The sequence below is a fragment of the Margalitia sp. FSL K6-0131 genome, assembly GCF_038008735.1.
Lineage (GTDB): Bacteria > Bacillota > Bacilli > Bacillales > Bacillaceae_C > Margalitia > Margalitia shackletonii.
This window is the reverse complement of sequence record NZ_JBBOZS010000001.1, coordinates 3,189,850-3,208,160: the sequence shown is the minus strand read 5'-3', so window position 1 is coordinate 3,208,160 and position 18,311 is coordinate 3,189,850. Positions and strand designations below refer to the sequence as shown.

15 protein-coding genes are annotated in these 18,311 nt (G+C 36.3%); 14 read left to right on the top strand and 1 reads right to left on the bottom strand.

The window, feature by feature from the left end:
- The first annotated feature begins 28 nt into the window (after positions 1–28).
- The 5 genes from NSQ59_RS15760 (at position 29) to NSQ59_RS15740 (ending at position 5,308) form a co-directional block, all read left to right on the top strand.
- Complete coding sequence (locus tag NSQ59_RS15760) at positions 29–607, top strand: TerD family protein (RefSeq protein WP_055740235.1); 579 nt, start codon at positions 29–31, stop codon at positions 605–607.
- A gap of 49 nt (positions 608–656) precedes the next feature.
- Positions 657–1,391: a TerC family protein gene (locus NSQ59_RS15755; protein WP_126647473.1), complete on the top strand. Its 735-nt coding sequence runs from the start codon at positions 657–659 to the stop codon at positions 1,389–1,391.
- Positions 1,392–1,715: 324 nt separating this feature from the next.
- A complete protein-coding gene (locus tag NSQ59_RS15750) occupies positions 1,716–2,906 on the top strand; it encodes an HpcH/HpaI aldolase/citrate lyase family protein (RefSeq protein WP_340832248.1) in 1,191 nt (396 codons plus the stop codon).
- Positions 2,851–4,239, top strand: coding sequence for a phosphoribosyltransferase family protein (locus tag NSQ59_RS15745; protein ID WP_340832246.1), 1,389 nt, complete (start codon positions 2,851–2,853; stop codon positions 4,237–4,239). The genes NSQ59_RS15750 and NSQ59_RS15745 overlap by 56 nt, the downstream gene beginning before the upstream one ends.
- The gene (locus tag NSQ59_RS15740) at positions 4,220–5,308 is read left to right on the top strand and encodes a cysteine protease StiP family protein (protein ID WP_126647470.1); all 1,089 of its coding nucleotides are present in this window, start codon (positions 4,220–4,222) and stop codon (positions 5,306–5,308) included. Before NSQ59_RS15745 ends, NSQ59_RS15740 begins: the two co-directional genes overlap by 20 nt.
- A 6-nt stretch (positions 5,309–5,314) precedes the next feature.
- On the opposite strand, the gene NSQ59_RS15735 is transcribed toward NSQ59_RS15740, so the two are convergent.
- Positions 5,315–5,551, bottom strand: coding sequence for a hypothetical protein (locus tag NSQ59_RS15735; protein ID WP_126647469.1), 237 nt, complete (start codon positions 5,549–5,551; stop codon positions 5,315–5,317).
- A 124-nt stretch (positions 5,552–5,675) separates the two neighbouring features.
- Between NSQ59_RS15735 and NSQ59_RS15730 the strand changes: the two genes are divergently transcribed.
- From NSQ59_RS15730 to argF, 9 genes are all read left to right on the top strand, one after another.
- The gene (locus NSQ59_RS15730) at positions 5,676–7,286 is read left to right on the top strand and encodes a YceG family protein (RefSeq protein ID WP_340832243.1); all 1,611 of its coding nucleotides are present in this window, start codon (positions 5,676–5,678) and stop codon (positions 7,284–7,286) included.
- An 18-nt stretch (positions 7,287–7,304) separates the two neighbouring features.
- Positions 7,305–8,411 carry a toxic anion resistance protein gene (locus NSQ59_RS15725; protein ID WP_055740229.1) on the top strand — a complete coding sequence of 369 codons (1,107 nt, stop codon included), beginning with the start codon at positions 7,305–7,307 and terminating at the stop codon, positions 8,409–8,411.
- A 173-nt stretch (positions 8,412–8,584) separates the two neighbouring features.
- Complete coding sequence (gene argC, locus NSQ59_RS15720) at positions 8,585–9,631, top strand: N-acetyl-gamma-glutamyl-phosphate reductase (RefSeq protein WP_187356655.1); 1,047 nt, start codon at positions 8,585–8,587, stop codon at positions 9,629–9,631.
- A 37-nt stretch (positions 9,632–9,668) separates the two neighbouring features.
- Positions 9,669–10,913, top strand: coding sequence for a bifunctional ornithine acetyltransferase/N-acetylglutamate synthase (gene argJ, locus NSQ59_RS15715; RefSeq protein ID WP_340832239.1), 1,245 nt, complete (start codon positions 9,669–9,671; stop codon positions 10,911–10,913).
- A gap of 18 nt (positions 10,914–10,931) precedes the next feature.
- Entirely contained in the window at positions 10,932–11,723 is a 792-nt protein-coding gene (argB, locus tag NSQ59_RS15710) for an acetylglutamate kinase (RefSeq protein ID WP_340832238.1), read from the top strand.
- Positions 11,716–12,888, top strand: coding sequence for an acetylornithine transaminase (locus NSQ59_RS15705; protein WP_055740226.1), 1,173 nt, complete (start codon positions 11,716–11,718; stop codon positions 12,886–12,888). The genes argB and NSQ59_RS15705 overlap by 8 nt, the downstream gene beginning before the upstream one ends.
- A gap of 2 nt (positions 12,889–12,890) precedes the next feature.
- Positions 12,891–13,970 carry a carbamoyl phosphate synthase small subunit gene (locus NSQ59_RS15700; protein WP_055740225.1) on the top strand — a complete coding sequence of 360 codons (1,080 nt, stop codon included), beginning with the start codon at positions 12,891–12,893 and terminating at the stop codon, positions 13,968–13,970.
- Positions 13,957–17,145 (top strand): carbamoyl-phosphate synthase (glutamine-hydrolyzing) large subunit, encoded by a 3,189-nt coding sequence (gene carB, locus NSQ59_RS15695; protein WP_340832234.1) that lies wholly within the window; start codon positions 13,957–13,959, stop codon positions 17,143–17,145. Before NSQ59_RS15700 ends, carB begins: the two co-directional genes overlap by 14 nt.
- A gap of 188 nt (positions 17,146–17,333) precedes the next feature.
- The gene (gene argF, locus NSQ59_RS15690; protein WP_340832232.1) at positions 17,334–18,305 is read left to right on the top strand and encodes an ornithine carbamoyltransferase; all 972 of its coding nucleotides are present in this window, start codon (positions 17,334–17,336) and stop codon (positions 18,303–18,305) included.
- Positions 18,306–18,311: the final 6 nt, after the last annotated feature.

The following is an 18,311-nucleotide window of genomic DNA, read 5'->3' as shown; positions in this document are numbered from 1 at the left end:
ATCTACTATATAATATTGAGGTGAGAGCATGGGAATCGTACTTTCCAAAGGACAAAGAATTGATTTAACGAAAACGAATCCAGGACTTACGAAAGCGATCATTGGACTAGGCTGGGATACAAATAAATACAATGGAGGTCATGATTTTGACCTTGATGCTTCAGCATTTCTAGCTGATGCAAATGGAAAAGTTATTAATGATCTTGATTTTGTCTTCTATAATAATCTGAAAAGTCCAGACGGCGGTGTAGAGCATACAGGTGATAACCGAACTGGTGAAGGGGATGGAGATGATGAACAAATTATCATCAATTTTCCTAAGCTATCTCAACATATTGAACGTATTGGTATAACGGTTACCATCCATGAAGCGGAAGCACGCAACCAAAATTTCGGACAAGTTACCAATGCATTTGTAAGGGTTGTAAATCCTGAAAACAATCAAGAAATTCTCCGATTTGATTTGGGAGAAGATTTCTCCGTTGAAACCGCTGTAGTCGTTTGTGAGCTTTATAAACATCAAGGGGAATGGAAGTTCAATGCCATTGGCAGCGGGTTCTCAGGAGGATTGGCTGCATTATGCAGAAACTATGGTTTAACAGTATAAAAACAGCAGTTTAAATAAGGGAAGTATTTCGGAGGAGCAGTAGAAATAAATGGCACAATTTTTTCATGACTTATTTCACAATTATGGAGAGTTCTTTTCATTACATGCAATAACGTCTGAACTCTCTAATCCCGCAAGTTGGGGAGTTATTTTCAGTTTAATTATTTTAGAAGGATTGTTATCGGCAGATAATGCATTAGTGCTTGCTGTAATGGTAAAACATTTGCCTAAGAAACAGCAAAAGAAAGCATTATTTTATGGTATCTTAGGTGCATATCTTTTCCGATTTATTTCCATCGGACTAGGTGTATTTCTTATTAAATTCACTTGGATTAAGGTTATTGGTGGTTTATACCTTTTATGGTTATCATTAAAAAACCTAATCAAAAAGGAAGAGGAAGAAGACGACGTCAAAAACAAAGGCTATGGTTTTTGGAAGACTGTCCTTTTAGTAGAATTAATGGATATTACCTTCAGTATCGATAGTGTTATTGCTGCTTTTGGTTTATCTAATAAAGTATGGGTGTTATTCCTTGGTGGAATTTTAGGAGTACTAATGATGCGTGGTGTCGCACAATTATTCCTTAAATTAATTGAGAAATTTCCGGAATTTGAAACTACAGCTTTTGTATTAATCGCTATTATTGGTATCAAAATGGTTGCTGCAGCATTTGGTTTTGATGTCAGTGAAATCATTTTCTTTAGCATTTTAGTTGTCATTTTCCTTGCCACATTTGTTGTGCATTTTCTTAAGAAAAAACCAACAAAAGGGGAAAACAAATAATTGTTTTCATAGATACTAGAAAAAGACGACCTTGAATGACTTGAAAAGGGATAAAAGAAAATTTATCCCTTATTTAAATATTATGAAAGAATAAGTTTTGGATAATATAAATATTCCACAGGATGAGTCTTGTCTAGCTTTAGCGCCAATCGGCTAACGGATTTCTTCGTCTTTTCCCTACCATAAGTCAACATCAGCTCTTGAACTACATCTCTGAGTATCCGTTGGTCTCGCCTGCGACTACAAAATTAGTACTCCGATTAGCAATGTGTTACCGCTTTTATTATTACCAGTCAGGATATTACTAGAATAGGAGAGTTTTTTATGAGACATTTTCAATATCTTTCCGATGATCAATGTAAGTCAATTTTTCACGTCTCTCCTGAAAGTTGGAACAAGGATTCACCAAAGGAAATATTGGCTAATGCTCTTGGTGGAACTCTATATATGCCTGGAACAAGAACACAAATTTCTAATGATATCCTAACTGGTAAATTTTTAAATGGCCAATATGCGGGACTTACTTCCATGGTTATTTGTTTAGAAGATTCTATAAGCGACGATGAGGTTGAATCTGCAGAAATCAATAGTATTGTTCAACTACAAACGCTTTACACAGCCGTCCGCAGTATGCAATTTTCTCAAAGTAATCTTCCGCTTATTTTTATACGAGTTAGGAATCCGTTTCAAATTAAAAAGCTTGTGGGAGATCTTGGTGCTGCTTCGACTATTTTAAGTGGATTTGTATTGCCAAAGTTTAATGTTGATAATGGCAAGGAGTTTCTTGACCAAATTGTAATGGTTAATAATACATATGGCTTATCCCTTTATGCATTACCAATATTGGAAACAAAAAAGGTAATTTATAGAGAATCAAGAATGGAAACATTGTTATCCATAAAGAAAATACTAGACCTTTATGATGAAATTATTCTAAATATTAGGATTGGGGCAACCGATTTTTCAGGCCTTTTTGGAATTAGGAGAGATTGTAATACTGTAATTTATGATATTGCAGTTATTCGAGATTGTATTGCAGATATTATGAATTTTTTTGGAAGAGTGGATCAAGAGTATGTTGTTTCAGGCCCTGTTTGGGAGTATTTTCAATCATCTGGTCCCAACATGAAACATAATAATACCAATGACAGAAATCGATTAGAATTCTCTTTTCCTATCGATAATGAATACCATGAAGCATTTATTCAGGAAATTCTTCTTGATAAAAGCAATGGAATGGTCGGAAAAACAATTATCCACCCCTCTCATATTAAACTAGTTAATGCTTTAAATGCTGTTACACATGAAGAGTACATGGATTCCCTTTCCATTATGCATCATTTTCATTCTCAGAATGGGGTTATTGCAAGCGTCTTTCATAACAAAATGAATGAAGTAAAGCCACATTATCATTGGGCGAGAAAAATATTGTTGAAATCTAAAGTTTACGGGGTGCTACATGAGCAGCAAAGTTTTATCCAACTCCTCCAGTTTAATGAACGAGTACACTTATAAAATACTAAATAATTTATCCTTAAAAGTTAAAATAACGAGGAATGATTTTCAGATTTCTCCTACGGCCTTATTCCAAATGGCAGCCAGAATTAATAAGAAAAGATCTTTTTTATTTGTCAGCAAAGTACTTGGAAAGCATCTTCCCGTAAATCCGATTACTTCAATACTTGCTAGTTCTTTGTTAGCCAGTAAGTATATGAAGGAAATATTACATATAGAAGACGAACAATTTACGTTGAAGCGAAATGGCTTTTTGGAATCTATTACTCAATTTGGTTCAAATATTGAGATAAAACCATATAAATTGCCACAAAGTACGATATTTATTGGATTTGCAGAAACTGCTACTGCATTAGGACATGGTGTATTTGACAACTTTCAAAATGCTTTTTTCTTTCATACTACAAGGGAAAAGATAGAGAATAAGGAATCAATAATTCATTTTGAAGAGGAGCATTCACATGCAACCTCTCACTATTGCTATATTGAACGTAATCAAATAGAAAATCAAAATCCTATTGTATTCATTGATGATGAGCTTACTACCGGAAATACCATTTTAAACATTATTCATGCAATCCAAAGTGAATTTCCTCGTAAAAGCTACACGGTTCTTACTTTATTAGATTGGCGAAATGAAGAAAGTATAGATCAATTTCGTCGATTGGAAAGCAATATGGGAATTGAAATCAATGTTGTATCACTAATCAGTGGGGTGATAGAAGTTGATTGTAAGGATGAAAAGATGAAGAAAGAAACATATCAACACCTATCGGATAAATTTGGCAAGATTGTTCCGATTGATTTATCTGATATAAACACATCTACCTCGCCATATTATCACAATTCATCGGCTTCAAATTATTTGTGGCAAACGGGAAGGTTTGGGTTGTATAGTTCAGAAAATGAAGAGTTTACCCAATATATTCATTCAATAGCTCAAAAATTAGTACCATTTCGTTCCGGTGGAAAAACGCTTTGCTTAGGAAATGGAGAGCTGATGTACCTACCAATGAAAATTGCAGCGCTAATGGGCAAAGAAGTTTATTTTCAATCAACGACGAGAAGCCCAATATTTGTTTCTCGTAACGAGGATTATTTGATACAGAGTAAATACACATTTCCCAGTCCTGAAGATCATTCTGTCCAAAATTATTTTTATCAAATTGAGCCACACCTTTATAGCGAGGTATTTGTCTTTTTTGAAAGAGAACTTGTCGAAGGAAATATGGCACCGCTTTTATCCCAATTAGCTAGTCTATTTCAATATGTGTATGTTGTTACTTTAAGCACAAGAAAGGATGATGTTATTCATGCAAATGGTCCACAGTAAACCTTTTGGAACCTATTCCAATGATGATGTCATTTTTTTGCTTAAAGATATAAGTGAAAAGATGTATGAAACTTCAACGATGGATAAGGAAGAATTGATTCAGTCCGGAAAGCATTATTCTGAAATGCTTCCAATGGAATTTGAACCTTCTGAGGAATATAAGAATTTCTTCTTAGCATCATTACATGCTTATAAAGAGAAAATTGCTGGAGCAGTTCAGATTATTGCGGAGCAAATTTTAAGACAAAAAGGGAAGAAAACACTATTAGTTTCATTAGCAAGGGCAGGAACACCAATTGGCATATTAGTGAAAAGATATATTTTTGCAAAGTACCGAATTTCATTACCCCATTATAGTATTTCGATTATCAGAGGGCGAGGTATTGATGAAAATGCCATTAGATACCTGAGTATGAATTATCCTGACTATGAGTTTCAATTTATTGATGGCTGGACTGGCAAAGGAGCAATTAAACTGGAGCTTGATAAATCAATACATAAGATTAATCATAACGATCAAACAAATATCTCTGATTCGCTAGCGGTCTTAGCCGATCCGGGACATTGCGCCAATATTTATGGGACTAGAGAAGATTTTCTCATTCCAAATGCTTGTTTAAATGCAACTGTTTCAGGATTAATTAGCAGAACGGTATTAAATCGTGAACTTCTAAACAATCATGATTTTCATGGTGCCAAATTTTATCAGGAACTTTATGAACATGATGTATCGAATTATTATGTAGATGAAATTTCGAAACAATTTGATTCAATCTTTGGTCAGGAAATATCGCCTTCCAAAATGGCTGAACCAAATTGGAAGGGATTAAAGGAAGTACATACTATTCAAAAACGGTTTAAAATAGAGGATATGAATCTAATAAAACCTGGAGTAGGTGAAACAACGAGAGTATTGTTAAGAAGGCTGCCATGGAAAATACTTGTTCGTGATATAATGGATAAAAATGTATCCCATATTTTATTGTTAGCAAATGAACGGAAAGTACCGATTGAAGAATATCAAGAAATGTCCTACTCCTGTTGCGGAATCATAAAACAGGTTAAGTAGCATAGGTTATTTTTTTACTCTTATACTTTTCGTAATCCAGTATAGCAGTAAAACTGTGATGAGAAATGGGATAAATACAAGAAGAAAGTTGGGTTTTGGACTTATCAATGTTTCTGTTACAAATGAAAATAATAAGGAAAATCCGACGAACTCAAAAAACAAAAGGATTTTAAATTGAAACATTTCGTTTACCAATCCTTTTACTTCTTCTGTGATCTTCTGGTTGATTTTGTATTTGAACATACAAATAGACCTCCAAAATAGTCTATATTCTTATTAGTATGCATCTAAATAAAAAGTATTATACAGACATGCTTCTGAAATTTTTAAATAGATATTAGGATTTTTTGAAAGGAATGGACCTGCTGTGAATATTCACCCTATAAAGGTTGACCTCGAACAACAGGATTGGCAGAGTTTATTTGGCCTCCCTTTATCAGAAAGAGGTCAGTATTTGGACGCTGATGGTCAAGTCAAATATATACAAGTAACGGGAAAATTTATGGGCTGTCCTATGGATGAAGAGGATTATCTTGAATTTTTGTATTCACTTGTTCATGAAGCGGATTTTCCAGTTCATCATCTGGATAAGGAGTTGGATAAGGCTATCTCCAATGATATGTTCCAATCTATCCAAAGGATCATGAATATTCACCATGATCAAAAAGGATTATCTATTAACCGATTTGTTGCATTCATGGAGGGCGAAAAACTGCTTCCTTTAAAAGACAAAGGGGATTGGTACAGACATTATAGGTCAGCTTATATTCAGCTGTTGCAAATATACCAGGATAATCATCCCGATTTATTACATCCTGATTTTCGCAGATTAATTGTGGATACCGTTAAATGGTCTTGGAATCATATCAATCTTTGGGTTAAAGACATAGATTTGAAGAGGGAAGTTCCAAGAGTAGTATGGTATGGAGATGCCACTAAAAGCCAGAGCTATTTTTTATACTTTTTGATTTTACTAGGCTTTGATGTGTTGCTTTTTCATCCGGAAGGAAAGGATGTTTTAATAGATTTTAAGGATGATTCTATTAGTGTTTTTACTTATCCTTCTGTAAAGCCATTAATGGAATTTCCGGAGGACAAGCCTGTAAGAAAATCTACTGTTGCTAAAAAAGCTTCGCAGGAAATGGAAAGAGTGCTTCATTCAGACAATTCATTGCTATATAGACCGTGGCAATTTCGTTCCTATAAGCCGCAATCGATTACACTAAAGACGACCTACGATGAAATTTTTCTGATCATGAGGGAAAAAGCTTTTATAAGGCCAAGTTTTGAAGTGAAAAATGAAACGGTCTATATTCCAAGTATTTTTGCAAAGGTATTAGGGATATCAACTAATCAAAAGGAATATTGGGGCAGAGTACAAGAAATAACGGATTTTGATTTATCATCTTTGCATATCCGTTTTCCAATAACAAGTCCGGTAAAAGGAAATCAGTTATATCATTATCAAAATGCATTAACAAATGGAAAACTGGATCCAATGAAAATGGTAAAAGGAAACTGGTGGAGATATAAACAAATGCCAGAGGGACTTCAGATTGGACTTGCTTCAGCCATTTCAAGATATGTAGATAAAGCGTTGCTTACTAAATTGGAGCATGAAACAGAGGAACAATTAAAACTTTATATGTTTTCTGCTGTTATGGAGATTCCAGATACGATAATCAAGCTGCTACAGCAATTTGATTATTCACAGACGGTTCCAAGAATCGTGATTTATAATAATGGCAGCAGTGGAGAGATAAATAGAAGTGATGCGGCACTGCTGTTATTGTTAAATGAAATGGGAATAGATATATTACTGTATAATCCTACTGGACAAAATGATATTGAATTATTTATCGACTCCTCCATTTTTGATTCTCATTGGTTAGAAGAAGTTAGTTTTGAGGAGAATTTAGAAAAGCATCGTAATAAACCAAGTGTATTGATTAAAAAATTTATTCATAAATTATTTTAGAAAAAGGTGAAAAGTAGAATGTCAGTAAATGTGAATGAATTACAAACTCTCAATCTCGAAAAAAAGGAAGAAGTACTGCAGAATCCAAACGATTTGAAATTACAATTACGTAATGATCCAGAGGTTGTCCATTTAGCTCAGGAAATTGATACAAAAGATCAGCTGGCTTTATTAGAATTTGGGAAGGAACCTGCTAATCAAATATCTGCTTTTTCTGGCCGCGTGTTAAATTCGATAAAATCAAGCAGTATGGAAGAATCAAGTGCGTTGTTAAAGCACTTAGGTAAAATTATGGACAAGTTTGACAGCAAAGATTTTGTTGAGGACAAGGGTCTTTTCTCCAAAATGTTTGGAAAAGGCAAGAAATTTATCGAAAAAATCATGGCAAAATATCAAACGATGGGCAGTGAAATTGACAAAGTATATGTTGAAATCAAAAAATATGAAACGGAAATGAAAAATTCTACTGTAACGTTAGAGCAATTGTACGAGGAAAATTTTAATTATTACATGGAGCTGGAAAAGTATATTGTTGCTGCAGAATTAAAAATCGAGGACATTAGGAATAATGTGCTTCCGCAACTGGAAAGCCGTGCTGCAAATATGGATCAGCTTGCCCAAATGGAATTAGATTCAGTGCGAAATGCTGTGGAACTACTTGAGCAACGTGCATATGATTTAGAAATGGCAAAGCAAGTAGCCTTTCAATCGGCTCCACAAATCAGGATGTTGCAAAGAGGGAATACAAAGCTTATTGCTAAAATTAATTCCGCGTTTGTTACGACGATACCAATTTTTAAAACAGGCTTAATTAACGCAATAGCAGCGAAACGACAAAAACTAGTGGCGGATTCCATGAATGAATTAGATAGAAGAACGAATGAAATGTTGATAAGAAATGCACAAAATGTTTCCGCTCAATCTGCAGAAATTGCACGCCTTGCCGGAAGCTCCAGCATTAAAATAGAAACAATTGAAGAAACTTGGAGTATTATTATGAAGGGGTTGGAGGAAACCCAAGCAATTGAACAAGAAAATGTCCGCAATCGTGAAGATGGAAAACGCCGTTTGCAAGAATTGCAAAGTAGTTATGAACAATTTAAAAATAAAGCGAAGAATAGTTAAATCTTAAAAAAGAGCTGTCACCAATTGGTGACAGCTCTTTTTTATATTTATACATAATCAGTGGTTATTTATAATAAAAAAATAGTGATATTTAACTATTTTTATAAAATTCATTGCATAAATATTCCTGTGTGTTTATAATAATACAAAAATACGAAATTGTTTTATAGGAGATGAAACGGGTGAAGGTTGGTATTATTGGCGCCAATGGATACGGGGGTGCCGAGCTTATACGTTTATTACATCAGCATCCAAATGTAGAAATCGAAATGTTAATATCAAATTCCACGAAGGGGTCTCTATTAACAGACCAATATAAACATTTTCATTATATATTTGAAAAGTCATTAGAGGAATGGAATCCAGACGAAATACAAAGTAAAGTAGATGTTTTGTTTTTTGCTACTCCATCAGGAGTTTCAAAAGAGATCATCCCCCAACTTATAGAGAGGGATATTATTTGCATTGATTTATCAGGGGACTTTCGTTTGAAAGATGAATACTTATACGAAAAATGGTATAAAAACAAATCTGCAAATATAGAAGACTTGCAGAAATCCGTTTATGGGTTAACGGAAATAAATCGTAATGAAATAAAGAAGGCAACATTAATTGCCAATCCAGGATGCTACCCAACTGCCACCCTTCTTGGGCTCGCACCAATTTTAAAAGCGAATGTAATCAATATGAATTCCATCATCATTGACGGAAAATCAGGAGTCTCTGGTGCTGGAAGAAAACCAAATGTAGGGAGTCTATTCTCAGAAGTTAATGAAAATGTGACAGCTTATAAACTTGGAAAGCATCAGCATATCCCAGAAATCGAGCAAGAGATTCAAAATATTTGCGGATTTCCGGCTACTGTGACCTTCACAACTCATTTAATTCCGATGACAAGGGGAATTATGTGTACGATATATGCAAATTTAAAGAAAAATATGAGTTTAGAAGAAATGTTGGAACTCTATCAAGAAACGTATTTAGAAGAAAGCTTTATTCGTATTAGACCGAAAGATAAGTTGCCATCAACAAAGGAAGTATATGGTTCAAATTATTGTGATATCGGGTTAAATGTTGATGAGAGAACGGGGAGGATAACCATTATTTCTGTAATCGATAATTTAGTAAAAGGGGCGGCAGGTCAGGCTATTCAAAATTTAAATGTTATAGCCGGTTGGGATGAAAGGACAGGGTTAAATGGAATCCCAATCTATCCATGATGGTGAAATGATAAAAGGAATTTCTGGAGGGAATGTAATGGTTAAAGGCAAACAAATTGAACTAGATAAAGAAAGCCTAATGAAAATAGAAAATGGAAATGTTGCAACTCCAATTGGCTTCCAGGCAGGAGGAATGCATAGTGGATTAAAAAGGAAAAGAAAGGATCTTGGCTGGCTTTATTCCCAGGTGCCTGCTGTATCAGCTGCTGTTTATACAACCAACCAGTTTCAAGCTGCGCCTTTGAAGGTTACGCAAGAAAGTTTAGCTTTTTCCCCATTTTTACAGGGGGTTATTATCAATTCCGGAAACGCTAATGCGTGCACAGGGGAAGTAGGCATACAGAACGCTTTTTTAATGAGAAAATGGTTCGCAGAACAAGTAAATTTACAAGAGAATGAGGTGGCTGTTTGTTCAACGGGAGTAATTGGGGAGCAGCTGCCAATGGATAAGATAAAATCTGGTATTACACAAATTCCGAAAGTTGACGAAATTCATCATGCAGAGGGCTTTAGTGAAGCCATTCTTACAACAGATACATTTGTGAAAAATGCATGTGTCTCTCTATTCATTGATGATCGTTATGTTACTATAGGCGGAACCGCTAAAGGATCAGGAATGATTCATCCAAATATGGCAACGATGCTTGGATTTATAACAACCGATGCAAAGATAAATCCTTCATCATTGCAGCAAGCACTTAAAATGACGGTAAACGAGACCTTTAACATGATTACCGTGGATGGTGATACAAGTACGAATGATATGGTGCTTATAATGGCCAACGGGCTTGCAGGCAATCAAGAATTGTCGGAATCCCATCCTGAGTGGCCAGTATTTTTAGAAGGATTAAAAGAGATTTGCACATCACTTGCCAAACAAATTGCCCGTGATGGTGAAGGGGCAACTAAGCTAGTTGAAGCTCATGTCTACGGCGCAAAATCTTCTATTGATGCAAAAATTATTAGTAAATCCATCATTGGCTCAAACTTAGTGAAAGCGGCTATTTTTGGAGAGGATGCGAATTGGGGAAGAATTGTCAATGCGATAGGTTATAGCGGTGTCATCGTAAATCCAGACCTATTAACAGTTTCACTTGGGGAAATCAAAGTAGTAGAAAATGGCTTGCCTGCACCATTCTCTGAAGTAGAGGCAAAGCAATATTTACAATCGGAAACCATTCAAATCTTTGTTGATCTAGGAGAAGGGCATGGAGCTGCAACTGCATGGGGATGTGACTTATCCTATGACTATGTCAAAATTAACGCTTCATACCGTACATGAGAAGTTGGAGGATTTTACATGTGTTATTTAATTATTAAGTGTGGGGGCAGTATTGCAGAAAAATTGTCTGACTCCTTTTATCAAAATGTAGCTGTATTGCAAACTGATTATCATATTAAACCTATTATTGTTCATGGCGGGGGTCCTAAAGTGTCAACGATACTGGATAAATTACAAATGGAAACGAAATTTATCGATGGACTCAGGGTGACAAATGAACCTGTTTTAGAAGTGGTGGAAATGGTGTTATCAGGTACTGCTAATAAACAAATAGTAAGAAACCTATTAGCTGCAGGAGCAAAAGGAATTGGATTAAGCGGAGCGGATGGAAAGCTGTTGGAGGCGAAACTTGTGGCAAACCATGAAAAAGTTGGTTTGGTAGGTGAAATTGTTTCGATAAATAAAAGCTTACTAGATTTATTGCTGCATGATTTGTATATTCCGGTCATCTCCCCAGTTGCAGTCGATCAAAACAATAGACCGCTTAATATTAACGCAGATGAAGTCGCCGCTGCATTATCTAAAGCATTTCATGCACCAATCTGTATGATCACGGATGTACCAGGTGTAATGAAGGATAAAAAAGTACTGTCAACAATTACAAAAACACAAATAGAAGAATATGTTGAAAATGGTGTCATTAAAGGAGGGATGATTCCAAAGGTAAAAGCGGCTATTGATTGTATCGAACAAGGGGTTAAAGAGTTTGTGATCATGAATGGCTTAGAAGAAGATAACCTAATCAAATATGTAAAGAAGGAACCAATTGGTACTTTAGTTTGTTTGGAGGAGGAATTTGCAGATGCTTAAAACATCCTCATTGATGAATACCTATAAGCGGGCTCCGCTTTCGATTGCAAAGGGAAAAGGAAGCTTTGTGTGGGATGAAAATGGAAACCAATATTTAGACTTTACCTCAGGAATTGCTACGTGTAATCTTGGTCATGTTCCTGAGGCAGTAAAAAATGCACTCGTCAACCAACTTGATCAACTATGGCATTGCTCGAATCTTTATCAAATCAAAATACAAGAAGACTTAGCACAAATTTTAACGGAAAATAGCTGTTTCGATGTGGCTTTTTTCTGCAATAGTGGAGCAGAGGCAAATGAAGCAGCAATAAAATTAGCACGTCTTTACGCTAGTCAAATAAAGCAAATAAATAATCCGGAAATTGTTACTTTTAAGCAATCCTTTCATGGCAGAACCATGGCAACACTTTCAGCGACTGGTCAAGAGAAGATTCAAAAAGGGTTTGAGCCATTATTGGAAGGTTTTACCTATTTGCCATACAATGATAGCTCTGCTTTGGACTACTTGAAGAATCAATCTCCAGCAGCAGTTATGCTTGAATTAGTTCAGGGGGAAGGCGGAGTAATACCGGCTGATAAGGAATGGATCGAGAAACTCGTATCCATCAGTAAATGTAATGACATTTTAATCATTGTAGACGAAGTACAAACAGGAATGGGGCGAACTGGTACACTATTTGCTTATGAGCAATATAATTTTGAACCGGATATTATTACCTCGGCAAAAGGTTTAGGGTCAGGCTTTCCCATTGGAGCAATGCTTGCGAAGGAACATGTTGCAAAGGCATTTGGACCAGGCACACATGGCAGCACTTTTGGTGGAAACCCGCTTGCATCAACGGCTGGGCTTGCAACTGTCCAATATATTCTTAGTAATGAAGTTCTCGGGCACGTTCAGAGTCAAAGCAAATATTTCTTTTCAGAACTGGAAAAGTTGAAAACCGTCTATCCGCAAATCAAAGAAGTGCGGGGAAGAGGATTGCTTATTGGAATAGTGTTGGAAAATGCAGGATATTTGGTTGAGTTAGCACGAGAGGAAAAACTCTTAATTTTAACTGCGGGAGAAAACGTGGTTCGTCTTTTACCACCATTAACCGTAACGAATGAAGAAATGGATCTGTTTTTAATAAGCTTTAAAAAAATCCTAGCGAAAATGGAGAGATAAGATTGGAAAACGGATATCTCATCTTAGAAACGGGTGAAATTTTCCCCGGTCTTTTATATGGTCAAACAACCGAAAACACTATTGGTGAAGTGGTGTTTAATACGAGTATGACAGGCTATCAAGAAATTATGACGGATCCTTCCTATGCAGGGCAGATCATCGTTTTTTGTTATCCGTTAATCGGTAATTACGGAATGAACCCATTCGATCATGAAAGTAATGATTATTATGCAAAGGGAATTGTAACAAATGAAATTTCGCAAACGCCAAATCACTTTAAATCTAACAGTTCAGTTGGAGAAATATTAGAGAAGAAGGATCTCCCGTTTTTAACAGGAGTCGATACAAGGGCACTCGTGAAAACGATTCGCAACCGCGGTACGGTTAAAGGGATTATTTCAAAAGATAAAAACGTTTCTTTCCCAAATGTATCGGACCCTTTTTATATAAAAAAAGTATCTACGAAGACTGTAATTACCTATGAAAACGATGGACCGCATATTGTTCTAATGGATTTCGGTTGCAAAAAGTCCATATTGACCTATTTGTTAAAGCGAAACTGTAAAGTGACGGTTGTACCATATCATTATACTTTGGAACAAATAGATAAAATGTATCCAGATGGAGTTGTATTAAGCAATGGTCCGGGGAATCCAATGGCAATGAAAAAATGGCTGCCGGATATTAAAAAAATTAGTGCTGCTTACCCCACCCTCGGCATTTGCTTAGGGCATCAATTAATTGCATTAGCATATGGTTCCCAAACAAAAAAACTGCCATACGGACATCGTGGAGCTAATCATCCGGTAAAGGAGCTTGAGACCGGAAAAGTAATGATGACCTCCCAAAATCATGGATATGTTGTGGTGGATGAAACAATAAATGGTGATCTATTCAGTATCACATACCGTCATGTGAACGATGGAACCGTGGAAGGTCTTTCACATAGGACATTACCAATCTATACGGTCCAATTTCATCCTGAGGCTCATCCGGGACCGCAGGATACAGAATTTATTTTTGATCAATTTATCCGAATTTTAAATGGAACAACGGGAGTTTTGTCATATGCCATTCAATAAAGAAATAAAGAAAGTGTTGGTTATTGGTTCAGGTCCCATCGTCATTGGGCAAGCGGCAGAGTTTGATTATGCGGGGACTCAAGCCTGTCTGGCTTTAAAGGAAGAGGGGATTGAGGTCGTTTTATTAAATAGTAATCCAGCTACCATTATGACAGATGAAACGATTGCGGATCGAATCTATATTGAGCCAATGACCATTGAAACGATTGAAGAAATCATAAAAAAGGAAAAACCGCAAGGAATAATCGGAACATTAGGAGGGCAAACAGGCTTAAATCTGACGGTCCAGCTCTATGAAAAACACATTCTTGAAAAATATCAAGTGAAGCTGTTAGGAACACCGGTGGATTCGATTCGTAAGGCTGAGGATCGCGACCAATTTAAACGTTTAATGGAAGAGATTAAAGAGCCCATTCCACAATCTAAAATCATTCACACGATGGATGAAGGAATGGAATTTGCAAAAGTATCTGGTTATCCACTTATTATCCGTCCCGCTTACACTCTCGGCGGTGCAGGCGGCGGTTTTGCAGCGAACGATCTGGAACTGGAAAAGGTTCTTCACAAAGGGTTAAAAGTGAGCCCAATCCATCAAGTACTGATTGAAAAAAGTATCAAAGGCTGGAAAGAGGTCGAATATGAAGTCATACGAGATGCAAATGATACGTGCATCATCGTGTGTAATATGGAAAATCTCGATCCTGTCGGTGTTCATACAGGAGATTCAATTGTCGTTGCACCGTCACAAACATTATCTGACGAGCAGTACCAAATTCTTCGCAATGCATCCTTAAAAATCATTCGAGCACTAGGAATCATTGGGGGATGTAATATTCAATTTGCATTAGATCCTAGTTCAAACGGGTACTATGTCATTGAAGTGAATCCGCGTGTCAGCAGATCTTCTGCATTAGCGTCCAAAGCTACAGGCTATCCGATTGCCAGAATCGCAACGAAGTGTGCTGTTGGCTATCAATTAGATGAAATCCTTAACCCGGTAACAGGCAATACGTATGCTGCTTTTGAACCGGCACTAGATTATGTGGTCATGAAATTGCCACGTTTTCCTTTTGATAAGTTTCCGGAAGGAGATCGTAAGCTCGGAACGCAAATGAAGGCTACTGGTGAAACGATGGCTATTGACAGAACATTTGAAGGAGCATTAAATAAAGGGTTGCGCTCTTTGGAAATGAAACTGTCTGGTCTTACACATTCGATGATGGAAGGGGCTTCTTCTGAGAAATTAACTAAACATATGGAAGAAGCAACAGATTTAAGGCTGTTTGCTATTGCGGAAAGCTTTCGAAATGGGATGAGTCTTGATGAAATTTATCAGATTACTCAAATTGACCAGTGGTTTTTAAAGAAATTGCAGGGAATGATTCAATTCGAGATGGAGCTGCAGGAATTTTCGATTGACACTATTTCTTTTACTCTATTAAAAAAAGCTAAACAAATGAATATTAGTGATATTCATTTAGCTAAACTATTGAAGTGTAAAGAGAAGGAAGTTCGAGCAAAGAGAAATAATTGGAATTTGAAACCAATTTATAAGCAAGTTGATACATGTGCAGCCGAATTTGAAGCCGTAACCCCTTATTATTATTCAACATGGAATGGCTTTGATGAAGTGGAGACTACCTATCGAAAGAAGGCCATTATCATAGGGTCTGGACCAATTCGAATCGGTCAAGGAATTGAGTTTGATTATGCCTCTGTTCATGCGGTGAACGCTTTGAAAAAGCTCGGATATGAAACAATTGTCATAAACAATAATCCAGAAACAGTAAGTACTGATTTTTCAGTAGCGGACCGTTTATACTTTGAACCTATCACGGTGGAAGATATTCTTTCGATAATTGAAAAAGAAAAGCCAGAGGGAGTATTTATTCAATTTGGCGGTCAAACCGCCATAAATTTAGCAAATGATTTAGCGGATGTTGGGGTAAAACTGTTTGGAACAAGTATAGAAAAAATAGATTTGTTAGAGGATCGGAAGCTATTTTATCAGTTATTAACAAAATTAAATATTCCACATATTAAAGGGGAAATGGCTTCAAGTAAAATAATGGTTTTGGAAGCTGCGGAAAAGTTAGGATTTCCTGTACTAGTTCGCCCATCCTATGTTATTGGCGGACAGTATATGCGAATTATCTATAAAAAGGAAGAATTAGAGTCGTATATTCAAGCTCTTGGTCATTTAGATGAAAGGGCATGGCCATTAATGGTAGATCCGTATATTCCAGGCTTAGAATGTGAGCTTGATTGCATTAGTGATGGAAAAGAAGTCTTTGTCCCGGGAATTTTTGAGCATATTGAGAAGGCTGGTGTCCATTCAGGCGACAGTATTGCCGTATACCCTCCGCAGACTCTTACAGATACACAGATTAATAGTTTAGTAGAATACGCAAGGAGAATTTGCTGTGAAGCTGGTATCGTTGGGTCAGCAAATATTCAATATGTCATTCACCAAGATGAAATATATGTACTGGAAGTGAACCCAAGAGCATCGCGAACGGTGCCAATCCTTAGCAAAGTAACTGGAATTCCAATGGTAGAATATTCAATCCGAGTCCAATTAGGTCAGTCCCTTCAATTTACCGGTCTTACAGATGAACCATCTCTTGTTGCGGTTAAATTACCTGCTTTTTCATCCAATAAGTTAAAGGATGTGGATCCTGTAGTCGGACCTGAAATGAAGTCAACAGGTGAAGTGCTTGGGATAGGAAGTACGTTTGAAGAAGCTTTTCAAAAAGTAATGAATAAGCCTTTGGCAAGCAATGCATTTTTATTTTGTTCCATTGCAGAAAGGGAAAAAAATAACATGTTTCCATTATTAAAACAGCTATATGATCAAGGGATTAATATTATTGCTACTCCCGGTACTGCGAAATTTTTACAATATAACGGATTGACGGTTACGCAAACATCCAAAGATCTTGCAGATTTGGTTACGGTTCTGAAGGATAATCCTGTTGAGGCAGCCGTTATTATCCCGACTGTTGGTGGAAATAAGGATAAAGCAGGATTTCATATGAGAGAGCTGTCTACTCTTTACGACATTCCATTGTTTACTTCGGTTGATACTTTCGCAGCCTATATATCTTTATTAAAAAATAAAAACATACAGGTCAAAGCATTAAATGACTATAGTCGACTTTTAGTACATGAATAATGGAGGCTGTTTTCGTATAGGTTGTTGCTTTTCGCAAATGACTATAATTCCTAATAAGGACTTAGTTTCGTGGCATCTTTTCTTATAAAGGTTATTTATTCATGACCTATTTAATGATGTATATAGGGACTCAGTCTTTAAAAGCAACAAACTTTAAGAAAAGAGCCTTGATGAAAGGGAGATGTAAAATGTCTAATTTAGCTGTCCATTTAAATGAAGACGATAAAAATGATTTTAAAGGAAAGGATTTTCTAACATTAGGGGAATTATCGAGTGATGAAATTCATGCATTATTGCAAGAAGCAATGGAATTAAAAAAAATGACCAAAGCCGGTAAGAACATTCCGTATTTAAAAGGGAAAGTGTTGGGGATGATATTTGAAAAATCTTCGACTAGAACAAGAGTGTCCTTTGAGGTTGGGATGCTCCAATTAGGAGGAGAGGCTATCTTTTTAAGCTCGAAAGATATCCAATTAGGAAGAGGAGAAACCATACACGATACGGCGAAGGTTCTGTCAAGATACGTGGATGCTCTTATGATCCGAACTTACGGACATGAGGTGGTGGAGGAATTTGCAAAGTATTCTTCTGTCCCAGTTATAAATGGCTTAACCGATTTGCATCATCCAACTCAAGTGTTAGCAGACCTATTAACGATTTATGAAAAGAAAGGAAAGCTATCCGGATTAAAAATGTGTTATGTCGGGGATGGAAATAATAATATGTGTCATTCCTTAATGGAAGGCGCATTGAAGGTAGGGATGAACCTTTCCATTGCATGCCCTAAAGGTTATGAACCCAATAAAAAAATCTTTCAAAAGGCGGTATCAGATGCAAAGACAAACGGATTGTCACTAAAAATAAGTGATAATATTGCAGAAATGATGAAAGACGCCGACGTGGTTGTAACAGATGTATGGACCAGTATGGGGCAGGAAAACGAGGTATCCGAAAGAATGACGGTATTTTCTCCTTATCAAGTAAATGAAGAGAATTGTAAACTGGCGAAAAAGGATTTTATCTTTTTGCACTGCTTACCCGCACACCGCGGTGAAGAGGTATCTGCAAGCATAATAGATGGTCCGCATTCAGTTGTTTTTGATGAGGCAGAAAATCGTCTGCATGCACAAAAAGCTATTTTAAAACTGTTATTATTGTAAAAAATT

Excerpts from the sequence above, each read along its gene's own strand:
- NSQ59_RS15760 (WP_055740235.1), top strand. The coding sequence starts at position 29 with ATGGGAATCGTACTTTCCAAAGGACAAAGAATTGATTTAACGAAAACG.
- NSQ59_RS15755 (WP_126647473.1), top strand. The coding sequence starts at position 657 with ATGGCACAATTTTTTCATGACTTATTTCACAATTATGGAGAGTTCTTT.
- NSQ59_RS15750 (WP_340832248.1), top strand. The coding sequence starts at position 1,716 with ATGAGACATTTTCAATATCTTTCCGATGATCAATGTAAGTCAATTTTT.
- NSQ59_RS15745 (WP_340832246.1), top strand. The coding sequence starts at position 2,851 with ATGAGCAGCAAAGTTTTATCCAACTCCTCCAGTTTAATGAACGAGTAC.
- NSQ59_RS15740 (WP_126647470.1), top strand. The coding sequence starts at position 4,220 with ATGCAAATGGTCCACAGTAAACCTTTTGGAACCTATTCCAATGATGAT.
- NSQ59_RS15735 (WP_126647469.1), bottom strand. The coding sequence starts at position 5,551 with ATGTTCAAATACAAAATCAACCAGAAGATCACAGAAGAAGTAAAAGGA.
- NSQ59_RS15725 (WP_055740229.1), top strand. The coding sequence starts at position 7,305 with ATGTCAGTAAATGTGAATGAATTACAAACTCTCAATCTCGAAAAAAAG.
- argC (WP_187356655.1), top strand. The coding sequence starts at position 8,585 with ATGAAACGGGTGAAGGTTGGTATTATTGGCGCCAATGGATACGGGGGT.
- argJ (WP_340832239.1), top strand. The coding sequence starts at position 9,669 with ATGGTTAAAGGCAAACAAATTGAACTAGATAAAGAAAGCCTAATGAAA.
- argB (WP_340832238.1), top strand. The coding sequence starts at position 10,932 with ATGTGTTATTTAATTATTAAGTGTGGGGGCAGTATTGCAGAAAAATTG.
- NSQ59_RS15705 (WP_055740226.1), top strand. The coding sequence starts at position 11,716 with ATGCTTAAAACATCCTCATTGATGAATACCTATAAGCGGGCTCCGCTT.
- carB (WP_340832234.1), top strand. The coding sequence starts at position 13,957 with ATGCCATTCAATAAAGAAATAAAGAAAGTGTTGGTTATTGGTTCAGGT.
- argF (WP_340832232.1), top strand. The coding sequence starts at position 17,334 with ATGTCTAATTTAGCTGTCCATTTAAATGAAGACGATAAAAATGATTTT.